The sequence below is a fragment of the Carnobacterium viridans genome (assembly GCF_900102725.1).
Classification (GTDB): Bacteria; Bacillota; Bacilli; order Lactobacillales; family Carnobacteriaceae; genus Carnobacterium_B; species Carnobacterium_B viridans.
On record NZ_FNJW01000002.1, the window covers coordinates 1 to 17801 of the forward strand.

General features: G+C 32.9%; 18 protein-coding genes. 10 read left to right on the forward strand and 8 right to left on the reverse strand.

Annotated features, from left to right (window positions below; genetic code table 11):
- Positions 1-173: 173 nt before the first annotated feature.
- Both BLT48_RS00020 and BLT48_RS00025 read left to right on the forward strand, forming a co-directional pair.
- A complete protein-coding gene (locus BLT48_RS00020; RefSeq protein ID WP_244885776.1) occupies positions 174-1808 on the forward strand; it encodes a type I restriction endonuclease subunit R, EcoR124 family in 1635 nt (544 codons plus the stop codon).
- Between the two features lie 97 nt (positions 1809-1905).
- Positions 1906-2901 carry a DNA/RNA non-specific endonuclease gene (locus tag BLT48_RS00025; protein WP_089974250.1) on the forward strand — a complete coding sequence of 332 codons (996 nt, stop codon included), beginning with the start codon at positions 1906-1908 and terminating at the stop codon, positions 2899-2901.
- Positions 2902-3076: 175 nt separating this feature from the next.
- Here BLT48_RS00025 and BLT48_RS00030 read toward each other — a convergent pair whose 3' ends face one another.
- The 3 genes from BLT48_RS00030 to rpe all read right to left on the reverse strand — a co-directional run bounded on the left by BLT48_RS00030 (position 3077) and on the right by rpe (position 5648).
- The gene (locus tag BLT48_RS00030) at positions 3077-4468 is read right to left on the reverse strand and encodes a PTS transporter subunit EIIC (protein ID WP_089974252.1); all 1392 of its coding nucleotides are present in this window, start codon (positions 4466-4468) and stop codon (positions 3077-3079) included.
- A 68-nt stretch (positions 4469-4536) separates the two neighbouring features.
- A complete protein-coding gene (rpiB, locus tag BLT48_RS00035; protein WP_089974254.1) occupies positions 4537-4983 on the reverse strand; it encodes a ribose 5-phosphate isomerase B in 447 nt (148 codons plus the stop codon).
- Positions 4984-5003: 20 nt separating this feature from the next.
- Entirely contained in the window at positions 5004-5648 is a 645-nt protein-coding gene (gene rpe, locus BLT48_RS00040; RefSeq protein ID WP_089974256.1) for a ribulose-phosphate 3-epimerase, read from the reverse strand.
- Positions 5649-5892: 244 nt separating this feature from the next.
- Here rpe and BLT48_RS00045 point away from each other — a divergent pair, with 244 nt between their 5' ends.
- Together BLT48_RS00045 and BLT48_RS13670 are read left to right on the forward strand one after the other, a co-directional pair.
- Entirely contained in the window at positions 5893-6921 is a 1029-nt protein-coding gene (locus BLT48_RS00045) for a LacI family DNA-binding transcriptional regulator (protein ID WP_089974258.1), read from the forward strand.
- Positions 6922-7210: 289 nt separating this feature from the next.
- The gene (locus BLT48_RS13670) at positions 7211-7381 is read left to right on the forward strand and encodes a hypothetical protein (protein WP_176944015.1); all 171 of its coding nucleotides are present in this window, start codon (positions 7211-7213) and stop codon (positions 7379-7381) included.
- Positions 7382-7609: 228 nt separating this feature from the next.
- Here the strand turns inward: BLT48_RS13670 and BLT48_RS00050 are convergent, their stop codons facing one another.
- The 4 genes from BLT48_RS00050 to BLT48_RS00065 form a co-directional block, all read right to left on the reverse strand.
- Entirely contained in the window at positions 7610-8911 is a 1302-nt protein-coding gene (locus BLT48_RS00050; RefSeq protein WP_089974260.1) for a M20 family metallo-hydrolase, read from the reverse strand.
- A 341-nt stretch (positions 8912-9252) separates the two neighbouring features.
- Positions 9253-9978, reverse strand: coding sequence for a Fic family protein (locus BLT48_RS00055; protein WP_089974262.1), 726 nt, complete (start codon positions 9976-9978; stop codon positions 9253-9255).
- Positions 9979-10162: 184 nt separating this feature from the next.
- Complete coding sequence (locus BLT48_RS00060; RefSeq protein WP_007723333.1) at positions 10163-10573, reverse strand: hypothetical protein; 411 nt, start codon at positions 10571-10573, stop codon at positions 10163-10165.
- 29 nt (positions 10574-10602) lie between these two features.
- Positions 10603-11421 carry a ParA family protein gene (locus BLT48_RS00065; RefSeq protein ID WP_007723335.1) on the reverse strand — a complete coding sequence of 273 codons (819 nt, stop codon included), beginning with the start codon at positions 11419-11421 and terminating at the stop codon, positions 10603-10605.
- Between the two features lie 1273 nt (positions 11422-12694).
- On the opposite strand from BLT48_RS00065, the gene BLT48_RS13675 reads away from it, so the two are divergent.
- The 4 genes from BLT48_RS13675 (at position 12695) to BLT48_RS00080 (ending at position 14786) form a co-directional block, all read left to right on the forward strand.
- A complete protein-coding gene (locus BLT48_RS13675; RefSeq protein WP_176944016.1) occupies positions 12695-12838 on the forward strand; it encodes a hypothetical protein in 144 nt (47 codons plus the stop codon).
- Positions 12839-12855: 17 nt separating this feature from the next.
- Complete coding sequence (locus BLT48_RS00070) at positions 12856-13359, forward strand: type 1 glutamine amidotransferase (RefSeq protein WP_089974264.1); 504 nt, start codon at positions 12856-12858, stop codon at positions 13357-13359.
- 59 nt (positions 13360-13418) lie between these two features.
- Positions 13419-14168 (forward strand): DUF6557 family protein, encoded by a 750-nt coding sequence (locus BLT48_RS00075; protein WP_089974266.1) that lies wholly within the window; start codon positions 13419-13421, stop codon positions 14166-14168.
- A 405-nt stretch (positions 14169-14573) separates the two neighbouring features.
- Positions 14574-14786 carry a DUF1905 domain-containing protein gene (locus BLT48_RS00080; protein WP_244885777.1) on the forward strand — a complete coding sequence of 71 codons (213 nt, stop codon included), beginning with the start codon at positions 14574-14576 and terminating at the stop codon, positions 14784-14786.
- Positions 14787-15239: 453 nt separating this feature from the next.
- On the opposite strand, the gene BLT48_RS00090 is transcribed toward BLT48_RS00080, so the two are convergent.
- Positions 15240-15896, reverse strand: coding sequence for a metal-dependent transcriptional regulator (locus tag BLT48_RS00090; protein ID WP_089974268.1), 657 nt, complete (start codon positions 15894-15896; stop codon positions 15240-15242).
- Between the two features lie 303 nt (positions 15897-16199).
- Here BLT48_RS00090 and BLT48_RS00095 point away from each other — a divergent pair, with 303 nt between their 5' ends.
- Together BLT48_RS00095 and BLT48_RS00100 are read left to right on the forward strand one after the other, a co-directional pair.
- A complete protein-coding gene (locus BLT48_RS00095) occupies positions 16200-16937 on the forward strand; it encodes a metal ABC transporter ATP-binding protein (RefSeq protein WP_218123341.1) in 738 nt (245 codons plus the stop codon).
- 1 nt (position 16938) lies between these two features.
- Entirely contained in the window at positions 16939-17787 is an 849-nt protein-coding gene (locus tag BLT48_RS00100; RefSeq protein WP_089974270.1) for a metal ABC transporter permease, read from the forward strand.
- Positions 17788-17801 lie beyond the last annotated feature (14 nt).

The following is a 17801-nucleotide window of genomic DNA, read 5'->3' on the forward strand; positions in this document are numbered from 1 at the left end:
ATTTTTCTATCAGTCTCTTTGGTATGGGTTACCGGTACGCCTATTTTTGCTGAAAACGCCAAACAAGCTTTAGGAAACTTAGCGCGCACAACAAAAAGAACAATATGGCAGCAGCCTACATGAATACACCGTTAAAGAAGCGATTCACGACAAAGCTGTCTTAGGCTTTCAAATTGAATACAAAAGTACTTTTTTCAGATGATGAGTTAGACGATTTGATAGTAAAGCTAGATCCAAGTATAGAATTAGCAAGTATGTCTGAACAAGAAAAGGAACGCATGATTCCAAAATCCGTTTATGAAGACGAAAAGCATATGTTAGAAGTCATTCATTCAATTGTAAACAAATCTCGACGAAAATTAGGCTTTCAAAATGGTCCAGGTAAAACGTACAATGCTGTGTTAACGACATCTTCTATTGCACAAGCCCAACGTTACTATGAGTTGTTTAAAAAAGTGGTTGCTGAAGAAACACCAGTAACGATTCATGACAAAACCAAAAGTGTTTTGCCCACTTTTCCAAGAGTGGCCATTACTTATTCGATTTCTGAAAACGAGGCAACGTCTGTTAACAATCAGGAAAAAATGGCAGAAGCAATTAAAGATTACAATGAGATGTTTGGCACCTCTTTTTCTATTGAGACCATGCGGGCGTATAATAAAAACGTCAATGATCGCTTAGCACGAAAACAAGAAAAATACTTATTTAGAAAAGAACAATTGGATTTAGTGATTGTAGTGGATCGTTTGTTAACGGGCTTTGATGCACCTTGTTTATCAACACTCTTTATCGATCGAGCACCGATGCAGCCACATGACTTGATTCAAGCTTTTTCACGAACCAATCGGTTATTTGATCGTTCTAAACACTTTGGACAAGTTGTTACGTTCCAGACTCCTGCTTTATATACGCAAAAAGTAAAGGATGCTCTCGTGTTGTATTCAAATGGGGGAGAGAACGAGTTATTAGCACCGGTATTCAAAGAAGCCCATCAGGCCTTTAAAGATGCTTTAGCAGGCTTAAGAAAAATCGCTCCTTCACCAGAATCTGTTGATGCATTAAGTTTAGGACAAAAGAAAAAGTATGCGAAAGCTTTCCAAGAGGTAGACAAAGCTTTTGCGGCCATTCAAGTGTATACGGAATACGAAGAAGCAGAACTAGAAAAAGAGTATCATGTCACTGTAGAAGAAATAGAACAGTACCATGGAAAGTATGAAAATGTCCTAGAAGAAATAAAACCAGATCCTGAAGAAATAGACGAGCCAATAGATATGGATATGGAATATGAGCTAGAGTCTGTTAAGACAGAAGATATTAATTACGAGTATATTTTACAACTGATTCAAGCATTGGTTCCAACCTATATAGAATCTGAAATGAGCTCTGAACTAGAGTCTGATTCAGAAGAAATTGATAGCTATATCAACGATTTGAAACGAACGAATCCAAAACTTGCAGAGTTAATGGAACAATTATGGAAAGATATTCAAGAAGAACCAGAACAGTACCGTGGCAAGCAAGTCTCTAGTCTATTGGAAGAAATGATTCAAGAAGCGATCGCTTACCAAGTAAATCATCTTTCAAAAGAATGGGCGATGAAAGAGAGCGTCTTAACTTTTTACGTCAATCATTATAACCCTAAAAAAGAAAGACAAAACGGGGAATCTGAATTAAAACGAACAAGTGATTATGAGGCATATAAAGCTACGACAGAAAACCCTGTAAAACGGTTAACGTACTGGAGAGAAATAAAGAACGCTGTTGCAGATATGATTAACGAAACGATTTTACCTTTACGCAAACCTTAGTTTAACGACGTAAATCTATAAAAAATGAATAAAATAAACGTTCGTTAATTAACGAGCGTTTAAAAATGAAACATATACAACGTTTAGGAGCAATGAAATGATCGTCAAAAAACACATGCTTTCCTTTTTGATTGCTACTTCTCTTTTGCTAGGGGCTTGTAGTCCCTCAGCAGATGCAGATGAAAGTGGAGCAACAGAAAGTTACTTAGGCACAGAAACAACAACTGAGAGTACAGAGGTCAAAGAAGAGGACAGTTCTGAAGTAGCTTCTTCCAATCAAACAGAAGATACAAAAGAACAATCCGTTAAGGAAAGCCAGACTGAAGAAGTAGCATCAGAGGAACCGATAGATGACTACAAAACGATTAGTGTTGACGGTGGCGACTTATCAGGGCATAGAGAACCAAATGTACGTGTTAATATTGGTTTTGATGATCGAGAGTATTGGGGATTTACCAATGAATATGGACAACTTGTTCGTGTAACAGCAGACGCTATTGTCCTTCAAGATGATACAACGGAACCTATTAAATCGAATGGCAGATATTACCATGATGAAGCGAAAGTTCCAGGTGTTGAAAATTCAAACTTTGATGAAGGACATGTGATTGCAGACTCTCTAGGTGGAGTATCTAACGCCTACAATATCACTCCACAAGATAGTATATTGAATAGACATGGTGATCAGGCTTATATGGAACGAAATATTCGTCAAGCAGGCGGAGCAACCAATTTTGAAGCTATTATTACTTATCCTGATACTGAAACACAGATTCCAAGTAAGTATAGGTTTACGTATACGATTCTCGGAAATGATGTTGTTGACGAATTTCAGAACGGAAATCCTGATGAATACAATAAAGAGCAAGGGTTAACAACAAGTGAGTCAACTGAAAGTGAACCCTCACCAGAAAGTTCTATTGTAGAACCAGAAAAACCTAGTGGAGACATTTCTTCAATCGATACAAATAATAACGGAATGGTAACAATCAAAGAAGCCAAAGATGCTGGGTTCTCCATGCCCATTACAAAAGACCATTGGTTATACATCTATATGCGTGATAACGATGGTGATGGTATGGTTGGAGAATAAAAAAAATTTTTTTTACTTATATTTCATTTAACAAGAATCAAAAAGATACCTATCGCAATTTTTTTTGCGGTAAGTATCTTTTTGATTTATTTATTATTTAATTAAGAATAGAGAGCGCACCTAAAACTAAATACTTTTTAAAGTTAATATATTCGTATTAGATAATATTATGTTTTTAAGCAGATACAGATGTTTCTGTGATAGGATCTTTGAAACCAAGAACATATGCAAGTACTGCAGAAATTGCAAAACTTAGTGCAAGTCCAATAATAGCGTACATAAATTCTCCGCCTACAAAAGCACTAAGAGTAGTTAATCCACCGAATACAAATGCGTTAGAAGAAACGTGAGCCCACCCCATAAAACCACCACCGATTGCTCCACCAATAATTGCTGCTATAAAAGGCTTCTTTAGTTTAACAGCTACACCGTAGATAGCTGGTTCTGTAATTCCAGCAAAAGCAATAGTTAAAACGGATGAAAGAGCGTAGCTCTTCATTTTCTTATTACGCGTTTTTAAAAATACTCCGAAAACAGCACCCATCATTGCAAAGTTTGTTGCAAAAGTTAGAGGAACAATATAATCATATCCTAATGTAGCAATATTATTAATCATGATGGGATTAACAGCCCAATGTAAGCCAAACATAACGAGAACGTTCCAACCACCACCGACTACTACTCCGGCCAATAAACCACTTGACTCAATCAAGGTATTCACTACTGAAGCAATGAACTCTCCGCCGTAAACTCCAATTGGTCCAATTGCGATAATTGTCAGAGGAACCATTATGACTAGAGAAATAAGAGGAACAAAAACTAGCTCCAAACCAGATGGAATTACCCGACGTAGAAAACGTTCCAAGTAACTATATACCCAGATTGATAAAATAATAGGAATAACAGTATATGCATAACTCATTAAGACAACGGGAATGCCTAAAAAGGAAGTTAATGCACCGTTACCTTGATTTCCCATAAGAGCGATAAAGTCTGGATTAATGAGAGAACCACCAATAAGTACTGCTATATAAGGGCTTACTTTAAATTTTAAAGCTGCAGTATAAGCAAGTTCAACTGGAAGAAAGTAAAAAACACTCATAGCTGTTACTGTTAAAATAGCATAAGTTCCACTGTCTTCGGATAAAATACCTGCTTGTGTCGCAAGTAATACTAATCCTCTTAAAATACCAGATCCTGCAAATGCAGGTAAAAGAGGTGTGAAAATGCCAGAAATTGTAGAGAATATATTACTCAGTATATTCTTACTGTCATTACTATCTTCATTATTATTATTATTATCATTAGCGAAACTATTATTATTTGACATAATAGTTTCTAATTCTGCATATACTTTATTAACTTCAGTTCCAATAATAATTTGATATTGTCCACCTTTCTCAATAATTGAAATAATACCTTCAGTATTATTGAGAATATCTGTATTAGTTTTAGACCTATCTTTTAAGTTTAGTCTTAATCTGGTTGCACAATGTGTCATACCTGATATATTAGCTGGTCCACCTACATTATCTAATACTATTTGAGCTAAATTTTTATAGTTCATTGTTTTCTCCTCACTTTTCTAAGATATAAAGCCTTTACATTTAGTGCAAACGTTTAAGGCAAATGCCTCTAACGTTTATTTTTTTCTATTTCGCTGATCATATTAACTCTATTTTCATGGCGCCCGCCTTCATATTCAGCATCTAACCATTCTTTAACAATCATCTTAGCTAATTCTGTACCTATAACTCGTGATCCAAATGCTAGTATATTTGTATTATTGTGTTCTCTCGAAAGCTTAGCAGAATATGGTTCGCTACAGACGACTGCACGTATACCTTCTACTTTATTTGCAGCAATTGAAATCCCTACGCCGGTTCCACAGATCAAAATACCTAAATCGAAATTATGGTTCGCAACATTTTCTGCTACTTTTTTTGAAAAGATAGGATAATCTGTACGCTCTGTGGTGTAAGGACCAAAATCATTAACCTCATGGCCTAATTCTTCTAAATAATCTATAATAGCTGGTTTTAATTCATAACCTACATGATCGCTGCCTATTGCAATTTTCATATTAATATATTCTCCTTCTCTTATCTATTTGAATTCAATATTTCTTTGTAACTTTTCTCTTTACCAAAAAGTGTAGAAGTTCCTAAAATGAAACCTTTTACACCGATTTTAGATAATCTTTCAATAACTTCTTCAGAGATAGCACCATCTACCATGATGTCATAATTATAATTCTCACCTAAAGATACTGCTTTTTTTATTTTTTCATCTACATAAGGTAAGTATTTCTGACCAGCAAAACCAGGATTTACAGTCATAATCATTAAGTAATCAATCAAAGGTAACAATTCACTTATTGATTCCAATGAGGTTCCAGGGTTAATTGCAATCCCAGCTTTTTTTCCTTTAAGTTTGATTTTTTGTAAAGTTCTTGCGGGATGAAGATCAGCTTCTGGATGAATATAAATAATATCTGCTCCCATATCAGCAAAAAGATCTACATATTTATCAGGATTTACAATCATTAAATGGACATCGACCATTTTTTTAGTAGCATTACGAATAAATTCAAAATCTTGTAATCCCATACCAAAGTTAGGCACGAATGAACCATCCATGATATCAATATGGAAAATATCTGTACCTGCCTCATCTAAAGATTTAACTTCTTGTTCAAGATTTCCAAAACTAGCACACATCATCGATGGACATAATAAGTTTTTCATATTACTCCTCCTTTAAATTTTTTAAAAATTACAATTTACTAAGCGAATGAGTAATCGTTTACTCATTTAGCAAAAAATATAAGACAAAATAGATTATTTAAGTTAGAATGAAATTGAGTAATCGTTTACCTAGATTTAGATTAGCATTTTTTTTAATAGCTGTCAATTAATAAAATAGAATATTATTGTAAGTATTTCATTATTATGGCAAGATTGATGATGTAACAAAAAAGGGGGTATCTAGATGGAGAATGTTTCCATAAAGGATATTGCAAAACTAAGTGGTGTTTCAGTTGCTACTGTATCAAGAGTAATCAATAATAATGGTCGTTTTTCTGAAGAAACAGGAAAAAAAGTTAGGGATATCATTGAATCAACAGGTTATAGAACTAACAGGATTGCTAAAAGTCTACGTACACAAAAAACACAGTCGATAGGTATTGTAGTACCAGATATAACAAATTTTTTCTTTTCAAATGTTGTACAAAAAATTGAAAAACATTTTTTTGACATAGGTTACTCGACTATTATTTGTAATACAGATAGAGATCCTAAAAAAGAAAAAACTTATTTGAAAATGCTAGAAAGTAAGATGGTTGATGGATTGGTAATCATTTCTGGCGTAAAGAAATTTGAACCAACTGATATTGGGATTAGTTTAATTCCTATAGTCTATATAGATAGAGAGCCAAATGATTCTGTAAATAGTATATTTATTTCTTCTGATCATTACCAAGCAGCGTATACTGCTACTTCTCATTTGATTAGACAAGGTTGTAAACACCCGGTGCTATTACTCTACGATCGTGCGTCATCTTCGTCAGAAAAAAGATTAAGTGGTTTTCTCGATGCGTTGAAAGAAAATCATATCTTCTCAAGTTTAGAAGAAAATATTTTCACGTTTCCATCTAGTTTTGATTTTGTAAATCTTGATAAAGAAGATGAATCATTTAGAAATTTCTTAACTAAAGAACAGAAAATTGATGGTATTTTTGCTGTTAATGATTTGCTAGGTGTATACGCCTTAGATGTTTTAAGAAAAGAAGGTAAAAAAGTTCCTGCTGATGTAAAAATAATTGGTTTCGATAATACTCCATATAGTCGTTTTACTACACCAAAATTATCATCTATTGAACAAAATATTCAAGAAATTGCAACATTAGCGTGTGATTCACTAAAGCAACTAATGGAGAATAATTATATTAAAACAGAAGCAAAACGTTTGGTTCCGGTAAAGTTAATTATAAGAGAAAGCTCTCAAACAAATAAATAATTAATAAGCAAAAAATAATAAAAAACAACTTAAAGATTATTTTAAGTTGTTTTTTATTATTTTTTTTCTTATTTATACTGGTATTTGATAATAATTTTTGGTAATGTTGCTAACCTCTATTTTATAGGGTTTTCTAGTGAATTATTTACTTAGGAAAACAGTTACCAAAAACACTTGTTTTTGGGAACGGTATTGCGAAAATTTTAATAAAATGGAAGACGTCAAGTTATGATATTATTAATAGAGTAAAATCCAATTTATTCATTATAGATTTAAGGAGATGATTATTATGTTTGGTGTGATAAAAGAAATAATAATTAACCACTACAATAATGGTACTTTGCAAGGCCGCATGGAATCTCTAAATAGACTACTAGAAAAAAATATGGAAGAAACCACTATATCGATATCAGAATATGAACTACTAAAAGAAACACTAGATGATTTAAGTACAAAATAAAACGCTATAAACTATTTTTCTATAGGAATGCTTAATTAGGTATAGGCTAGGTGTGCCGCTTACTACAATAGTAACCCAAAGTAAGAAAAGTTGAATTGGATATAAATAAGTTAATACTGTCATGTAAAGCAGAATAAGAGTCGAGAGCACAAAAAACGAAGTAGTATGAACTACACCGTTTTTTGTGTTCTTTTTTTGCACTACAAGGTTATATTTTTTATTTGGAATTTAGTACTGCAATTTTTCTATATAGGTTTTGAGTACGTGTATGGTCTGGATGCAGTCATTTAAGTCTGACCATTCTGCCGGGTTATGGCTGATGCCATCTTTACTCTTAACAAACAGCATGACTATCGGAATTTGTTCTCCGAGAACCATTGCATCGTGTCCTGCTCCGCTTGGCAAACGATAAGGACGAATGCTGTTTACTTTCATAGCCTCTTCAAGTAGCTCTTGCCGGTCTTCAGAAATTGGCACAGGTGGGCTCTTTAAGGTTTCTTTATACGTAACAGACAATTTGTGTGATACTCCAATTTCTTCTCCAAGCTGAATAATGCGGTTGACTAAGGTATTTCTTGATTCTTCATAGATATCTCTACTATCGACATACAAGGTAACTTTCCCAGGGATGACATTAACTCCATTAGGTTCTACATGAAGTTTTCCTACTGTGGCTACAGCGGTATCATTAATTTGCTGTGGAATTTGATTGAGTTTGACTATAAACTCACTGGCAGCAAGTAAGGCATCTTTCCGGTCATTCATCGGTGTATTTCCTGCATGACCCGCTTCTCCTTGAAAGGTGTATTCCAACCAGTGAGGTCCGGCAATTCCTGTCACAATTCCACAAGGAAGTTCTTCTTTTTCTAACCGTTTTCCTTGCTCGATATGTATTTCAATAAAGGTTTCGATATCATCCAAATCCCGTTTGGCATTAGAGTAACTTTCTAGACTTAACCCCACATCTTGCAATACTTCTTCAAAACTTTCTCCATTAGTGTCTTTCTTTTTTATCTTCTCGTCTAAGTCGCCTGATCCCATAAAAGCTTCACTTCCATTCAAACCACCATGGAATCTCGATCCTTCTTCATCAGAAAAAATAACGACTTCAAAAGGTTTTTCTGGTGTGAATTCTGTCTCTCTCCAAGCTTCTGCAACTTCCAAAGCAGATAATACTCCCAATGGACCATCGAAGTGTCCACCATTTGGGACACTGTCGACATGAGAACCGCTTAATACGGCAGGTACACCTGGGCGTTTGCCTTCCAGCCGACCAAATACATTGCCTGCTCCATCCTGATGTACAGAAAGTCCGGCTTCTTTCATCCATTTCATGACCAGTTCTTTTGCTTCTTTTTCTTCAAATGAAAAACCAGTACGATAAGAACCATTCTGTTCTGTTAATCCAATTTTTGACAAAGCTCCTAACCGTTCAGCTAATCGCTTACCGGAGACACCATTGTAATCAAGTGAAACGTCATACGTTTCAAGTAAATTTTCTTTTAAAGTAAAAATTTTTTTTTGGCTCATAAAAATCCCTCCTACTCATAATTATAACAGATGACTCACTATAGAATAGCTTATCTATAAAGGACACTTTTCGAGTGTCTAGTTTTTGGCTCATACACTAATGATTATTTTCAGGAACTCTTTATTTAGATTAAGTAGAAACCCCCACAAGTTAAGAAACAACAATATACTATCGGTATAACAAATAGCAAAAAAAATTGAACTACATTCTATAGGTAGAAATGAATGTAACTCAAGCAACTATATAGATATAGATACATACAAACAAATTAAAATGTTCTTAAAATGCTCCTGAGAGACACTTAAAATCAAAGAAATTGAAGAATAAAAGCCTAAGAAGCTTATTCTTCAATTTCTTTGATTTTTTCTTGATCCATATTTTGAAATGCTATCATTCGTTTAGTTTCTTTATCTAGGATTGATTTAGCAAAAGTTACAAAAGAATCTACGTCTTGAGTTGCTAAAATTTCAACATACTGTGCTTTTGTATCCTTTTCAATAATTAATGGAGGAAATCTCTCCTGTAATAAAGAATAGTTCATCATCATCCGACCAGTTCGGCCATTCCCATCTGAGAATGGATGAATCCGTTCAAACTGAATATGAGTATCCAAAATAGCCATTAACTTAGCTTCCCTATCTGTAGATATACTTAAACGATAATTTAAATTATCAATTAATTGAGAAACTAACAAAGGTGTTTCTGATGGTGAAGCTGTTTGAAATTCAGCACCTAAAATCATATTTTCATTCTTTTTAAATTGACCTTTATCGTATTGTAATCGATCTGTTAAATCAGCGTGTATCTCTTTAATAATGGTGGTAGAAAGGGTCTCTTCATTTATTAAATGATTTATCATATGATCAAAAGCTTGCTTGTGGTTCTCAATCTCATAAAATTCTCTAACTGTAGCACCGGAACTAATGGGTAAAGTACCATTTACAATGATAGAAACGGTAGCAGGTAAAGAAATAGTATTTCCCTCAATCCCTGCCGAATGATGAGCTAATCGTACTAAAATATCTTCAAAGTAGTCGCTAGTTATGGATTTGAAAAATTTATTCACTTGAAGGCCTCCTACATTTAATATCTACACAAAAGTATACTTACGCAAGCTATTCAACAGTGTCTGTGTGAGTATTCTTAAAATTATGAGCTTAAAAAGTCTTTTGGCATCTACGCATCTTTAAAGTTAACTATACAAAAGTATACTAGTATACTTTTGTATAGTTAACTTATTTTCTGCAAACTTATTTTTTTGAATGCTCGTAAAGATGTTCGTACATTTGATTGTAACCCTCTCTTTGACGGTTAGTTAAGCGTGCGTTTACATAACTTTCAATTAGCATTTGCATCATATCGTTTACAGTTGATTTATCCATTTCTTCTAATTCTTCAATAAAAGGTTTTAATGTATTTAGTCTTAGTAATACATCAGGAGATAATTTAGCTGTTTTTGTAGCTTTAAAAAAGTTTTCGGGTACCTTCTTCTCTTGTACTTTAAATTGTTTTTGAATTTGTGTTTTTTTGTTTTCAATTGGAAGATCATTTGGTGAATGGATAGGTGATCTACCAAAGTCATTAGTTCCTTTTATGGATACATTTTTTTCTTGGAGACTACTTTTTTGTCTTTTGATAATTGGTTCAAATGACTTACTCATAAAATACTCCCTTCTCCCATTCTAAGCAGTTAAATATTTTCTAAATACGCTTCATGGTCATTCAATTCATTTAAAACATCTATGAAAATTTGATGAGCTTTTCCATCCCACATTTCTACTTTTCCATTTGCATTAGTGTTCATGTGAACACCTTCTACATCATATACTTTTAAACGTTCTTGGTAATTTACAATAGTATCAATAACATTGCTGCCATACATTTCTCTTGCTTGATCTAAAACTCTAGTATCCACTCGTCCACCTTGTCTTAACATCATAGGAATAATTCCAACAACTTGTAAGTGGGCATTATAGTTTTCTGATAAAAATTGCATGTAAGCAATATATGTTTGGGCACCATCTAATGAGAGTTCTTGGGTTTGAAGAACAATAATACAATAATCGGCAGCTATCATAGCATTGTCTGAGTAATCAGATATCGTGGGAGGAACATCTATATAAATACGATCATAACTATTTTTGAAAGGCTCAATTAATTCTTTTAAATAAGAAATTTGAGCTATTTCATTATCTGGGTATTTATCAAAAAGAATCTTTGATAAATTTCTAAAGGATGTATTTGCTGGTATCATATCTAAATTATCCATGACATGAACGATTTCATCGGTAAGGTTTCCGTTTCGAAAACCATCAGTAATTGATTTTGATATGTTATCAAGATTTCCAGTTTTAGCAAGCACTCTAGTAGCATTGCCTTGAGGGTCCATATCAATAACTAAGATACGTTCCTTTAAATATGTAGCTGCTTCATATGCCAGCATAGTTACGGTTTTTGTTTTGCCAACCCCGCCCTTAAAGTTTCCAACAACATAAACTTTTCCGTTCATTTGTTTACCTCCTAATTTATACATAAGTATACTTATGTATAAATTTTAACATTTAAAAACATAATATGCAACGGTATACTACTGCGAAAGTTACTTATGTGTAGATGTAACAAAAATGAAATATAAGCATAAGTATACCAGTATACTTATGCTTAAGTTAAAAAGTATACTAGTATACCAGTATACTACGCACAAGTATACTGGTATACCAACGTATAAGTATACCAGAGTACTTGTGCGTTATCCTTATAATTCATTTAAATCACTGACATAGTAACAGTTCCCTATAAATTGTTTTCGTTTATACCTAATGAAAACTATACGTTAGTATACCAGTATACCGTTGTATATTTTTTTTTAGCATGTAAAAACCGCTACACAAACTACGCGTTAGTATACTGGTATACTAACGTTATTTTCATACAGTATACTAGTATACTGTTGTATAGTTTGTTAATAGAAAAAAGCATTTACTTCACATTTTAAGTGCGTTAGGCTCGATATAACACTAAAATTAAATAAAAAAAAAGCCCCACGAATTGGCGTTCGTAGGACAACAAATTATTCTGATTTATGTATTGTCATTATACCAAGCACCTGGACAAATGGCAATTGGCTTTTTTACCAACACAGGAGCCAAGCTGTGTGCGTGACAGCATTTAAGTAGACAGGTTAAGCATACGCCGCTGCAATAAGGAATGCTAGGAACAATCAAATAGGGTCGCTATATCCTCTATTGTTCTGAATGGTGACCACGACCGATTTGAACTGGTGGGGGCGGTAATCCAGGTCTGATTTAGACTGGTAGCTTAAAACAATACTCTTAGGGTGGATTTTAAGAGTGTTTTAAGCGTGTTGAGACAACAACACCGACGATATAGCATGTGAAGCAGGCTCCGACTCGATCCGAGGCTAGACCATACATAAAAACACATTCGTACTCTAGTTAAGCTTAAATATATTTTTAGGCTTTGCTAGGGTACAACTATGCTCATCTCACCAATTTCTCTCACCTCGGCTAGCAAATGAGAAACCTTAGGTCAACCCCTTTTATTTAAGTTATGTAGTAAATAAAAGGATAGATATCTTATGATTGTAACGAATCAATGAGTAAAAGAATAAGGTATGGAAATTGAGTTTGCTTATAGCTTAGATAATTTTTTAAGAATAGTTAAAATAGATCACTGAGAAACATAAAATACAAATAAATATAATTGCTTAATAAAAAAGCTTTACGGAAAAATGAACTACTATATTTAGTAAGGAGGGTAGTATGAATATACATATTATTCAACATGTTTCATTTGAAAATCCTGGCCGGATTATGGACTGGATACAAGAGAATAATCATACAGTTGAAATGATTAAATTATTTAACGGAGAGACTTTCCCAAATCGGAAGAAGTTTCTTTCTTAATTGTTTTAGGTGGACCGATGAGTGCGAATGACACAGAACAATGGATACAAGATGAACGACAACTGATAAAAGAAGTCGTCGTTAGTGGGAAACCGATGTTAGGAATTTGTTTAGGTGCACAACAATTAGCTAAAGCCTATGGAAGTGATATTATTTCTACTCCTAAAGAAGTTGGTTGGCACTCGGTGACCTCTTTAACGCAAAACTTTCATCCGAGTAAAGAGTACACTGTCCTTCATTGGCATGGTGAAGGATTTACAAAAACTTGCCATGCTATGCCTTTATATTCTACTGAAAAGTGGGAAAACCAAGGGTTTCGCCTGTTCAATGCGATAGGATTACAATTTCATTTTGAAGCGACCAAAGAAACTGTGAAAGAGATTGTAGAAGCTGATTCACAATTTCTTTCACAGTCAGTTTTCTCTGTGACACGAGGAGGAACAATATATTTTCCTGTTCCTGATGAGAATAAAGACAGTCTATTTTCGATCCTAAATACATTGGAACGTGAAGTGAAATAAGTACATTGTATTTATTTGATGGATTGGGCTTGAAATAGAAAAAAGGAGGAAGACAAAGGATGATCTTAAAAGAGGTTGTAACAAACTATTTATTTAACGATGAAATAATACAGACTATCTCTAACTACTGGAAGAAACACTATTACCAAGAGGAAGAGGTTACTGTTGGTAATATCGAAGAAAAGTTAGTTCAGTTGAGAGAAGAATTGGATAGAGTAGACACAACGGATGCTGCTTCTACTGGTGGATATAGTTTTACCGCTAAATGGATTGAAGATGTTTTTACAGACGAAATAGTGATGGATATTTTTTGTACCTTTAATGAAGATGGAAAGCACTACTCAATTGATTATCTTTCTTTTAAAGAGATGCTCCATTATAACGTTATATTTCCATTGGATATACCTAAAATCGATTTTTTAAGCGAATTGCTATGGGAGATTACTTTCGAGGGGTTTACTGAGGAAAGTAAGACTGAAAGTCGCAGGGAGTTAGAAAATAGAATTCAAGAATCTGATGAAGTTCAAAAATCAATGGCTGATGTTAAAGCGTTCATTGTCTTTTTTAAAGAAGAATGTTCAACTGATAAACGCATATCAATAATTGACCACTTCCAACCACTGACGGATTCTGTTATTGAAGACTGGTCAGACATTTTTGATGAGACCGAGGATGAATCAAGTGAAGTATCTTTTTGGTCAAATGTAGCTGTGCAAAAGCAAGATGAACAGCTATTAGAAGAATTTCTTCAAGTTTTCAAAGATGAATATGACTCTTTTGTTGATCAGAAGTCACAAAATAAATTATAAGATACAAACTCATATAGATTAGTTTAAAAATCCCCCTGAAATTTTTCTAAATAGATTACTTCAAAAGAAATTACCGCTAATTTTACTGATTTATTCGATTAATTTTTGTTTTAAGTGATAAATATGATTACCATTAACTTAAAAAAATTCAATTATTCAAACCAAATAAACTAAGTCTTATTATTTGTGACGTGTTGCCACTATTAATAGATTATTTTGCTCATAAAATACCGAAAAAACTTGATTTGACGAAAATTAATAAAACTCACGTTGTTCGAAATTGAGTAACATGGTTAAAATGATACTGGTATTTATTTATATGGTTGGAACAAGTAGATACACTATTATATATAGTTTCATGTATCATAACTATATATAAAGCGAATAAGAAAAGGGGTTATTTAAATGATAAAAATAATTGACAATCAGAAACTCGAATTACAATACAAAGAAGGATTTGGATCATGGACATATCACCTTAGACTTCCAGGAACAGCTGACATTAAAGGAAAATGGGGACATTTAAAAGTATCTGGTACAATAGACGATTTTGAAGTTAAAAACATTTATTTGGCTCCAAGGAAAGGTGAAGATAAGATTATTTCAATCAATAAATAAATTAGAGACGCAATAGGGAAAAGCGGTGGAGATATAGTAACGGTAACTTTATATCTGCATGATTAATTTATTCAGTAAATTAAATTTTCTCTTTTTAGATATGAAATTTACGCTTAATTATTAGACAGAAAAATTAGATTTTAGATAACTGTAAGAACTATATAAAACAGACTATAAATTAAATAATTTATTCATATACCATAACCCAATACTTTTCATTCGGATTACCTTCTTCGACAACTTTTTTCCAGCCATTATTTTCATAGAATTCCATAGCTATTTTATTTTAAATACACACTTCAACTCTATTGGTTTATTTATTTTATTTATAGTTCCATTGTTAAAGTTAAAGAAATGGTTGAATGAGAAAATTGGAATTTCCAAATTATTGATCAAGGAGTGGGGGTATTGAGAAAAAAAGAGATCTGAAATATGCCCGTTTCAGTCTCTTTTTTAGATATATATTTTTTCTACATAAATTTTAAAAGCAGCTTTATTGCTGATCATAATGATGCTTCCATCGGTATCTTTTAAAGTGAGATCCCCTTCATATGCTTCTTTCGAAAGTAGAGTATAACGAGCTCTTAATTTAATTTCTTTAGATGTTAAGTATTCCAAAAATTCTTGATCATCTTTCACTTCTTTGATAGCAAAAAATTCTCCTGGAGATAGGTCAATCAATTTAGAATATTGAATAGTAGAAGTTGTACTATCTTTAGCTGGAATATAACCACCATGAGGATCAAATTCTGGTTCTCCTAAAAAACGATATAATCGTTCAATAAGCTCGTCAGAAGAAGCATGTTCAAGAAGATCAGCTTCTGCATGTACCTCTTTCCAATCATACTCTAATTTTTCCAACAAAAAGACTTCCCATATACGATGTTTTCGAATAACCTGATTAGCTAAATGTAATCCTTTTTCAGTAACTCTGACACCTTTATAAGGAATATGGATAATAAGATTTTCTTTCAACAATTTTGTATTCATATCTGTCACAGATGCAGCGGATACATTAAGCGTTGTTAATAATTGTTTATTGTTTACTATTTTTTTTTCTCCACCTAATTCAACGATGGTTTTTAGATAATTTTCTTTACTTGGCGTCATCGGAGTACTCCTTTGATTATGATTTGTGTTTATTATACCTCATTAAAAAAAACAAGCCAATACCTGAAATGATTTCAAGTATTGGCTTATTTTGTATGCCAAAATAAAAACAAAAAAACGACTATGAATCTTATTTTTTTGATATATTTTGACAGACTTTATCTAGAGCGAACAATTGATTCTTTGAAAAACGAAGAGGTTTTTAGCAATTTCATAAAGTTAGTCTTGTTTTTCTAAAAAAATAAGCTATACTTAAAAATAAGTTTAGACAAGACGTAAATTTGAAAAGTGGAGGATTATAAAATGAACAATAAAACAATTCAAATAGATAATCTTACTGTTAATTATGCGGGTGAAATAGCTGTAAAAGAGGTTGAACTGACTATTCCTGCTGCTCAAATTACAGGAATTATCGGACCCAATGGTGCAGGGAAATCAACTTTATTAAAAAGTATGTTAGGTCTTATAAATTATCAAGGAACTGTCACTTTTTGGGGTAACAAACTAAAATATGTTCAAAAGGATATTGCTTATGTTGAACAACGTCAAGATCTTGATCTTAGCTTTCCAATTAGTGTATTTGATACTGTTTTATTAGGAACCTATCCAAAGTTGGGATTAATAAAACGCCCTGGTAAGAAAGAAAAAAAATTAGCTAAAGAAGCATTAGAAACGGTAGACATGCTGGCCTTTAGTCAACGTCAAATTAGTGAACTATCTGGAGGTCAATTGCAGCGTGTCTTTATTGCACGGGCTATTGCTCAACAACCTGATTGGTTCTTTCTTGACGAACCATTTGTTGGAATTGATCTTGTTAGTGAAGAAGTTATTGTAAAAGTATTGAAAAAACTACGTGATGAAGGCAAATCAATGGTCATTGTTCACCATGATTTAAGCAAAGTAACAAAGTACTTTGATCATTTAATAATGCTTAATAAATCAGTAATCGCTGATGGTCCTGTTGACCAAGTATTTAAGCAAGATAACTTAAGTAGTATTTATGGTAATAGTTTTTTTGATTTAGCTATAGGAGGTAAATAAAATGATCTCAAATTTTATTGACGGTTTAATGAATTATCAATTCTTGCAAAATGCTTTAATTACATCCTTATTAGTTGGATTTGTGTCAGGTATTATCGGTTCATTTATTATTTTACGTGGGATGTCTTTAATGGGAGATGCGATTTCTCATGCAGTTCTACCTGGTGTAGCAATTTCATATATGTTTAGTTTTAATTATGTGATAGGCGCCTCTTTATTTGGTATTTTAACTGCCGTTCTTATTGGTTACGTTACAGAGAAAAGTTCTTTAAAAAATGACACCGTAATTGGGATTGTTTTTAGCAGTTTCTTTGCATTAGGGATCATTTTAATTTCATTTGCAGAAAGTGCTACTAACTTATATCATATTTTATTTGGTAATGTACTTGCAGTTCGTGATTCAGACATGATGTTAACGGCTATTGTAACAGTTATCTCGGTCATATTTATTTTATTGTTTTTTAAAGAATTGAAACTAACTTCATTTGATCCTGTTATGGCAAAAGCAGCTGGGTTACCCGTTAAATTTTTTCATTATGCTTTAATGTTTTTACTGACATTAGTAGCAGTTGTTTCTTTGCAAACTGTTGGTACGATTTTAGTGATTTCTATGCTGGTGACACCAGCAGCCACTGCCTATTTATTAACTAATAATTTGAAAATTATGACGTGCTTATCAGCACTTTTTGGAATGATTAGTGCATTTATAGGTCTTTTCTTTAGTTATTCCTATAATTTAGCTTCAGGAGCAACAATAGTGTTAACTGCAGCAGTATTTTTTGTGATTGCTTTCCTATTTGCACCACAAAAAGGTTTATTGATTCGTAGAAAAAAGGAACAAAGTATTTAAAAATAGTATAATTA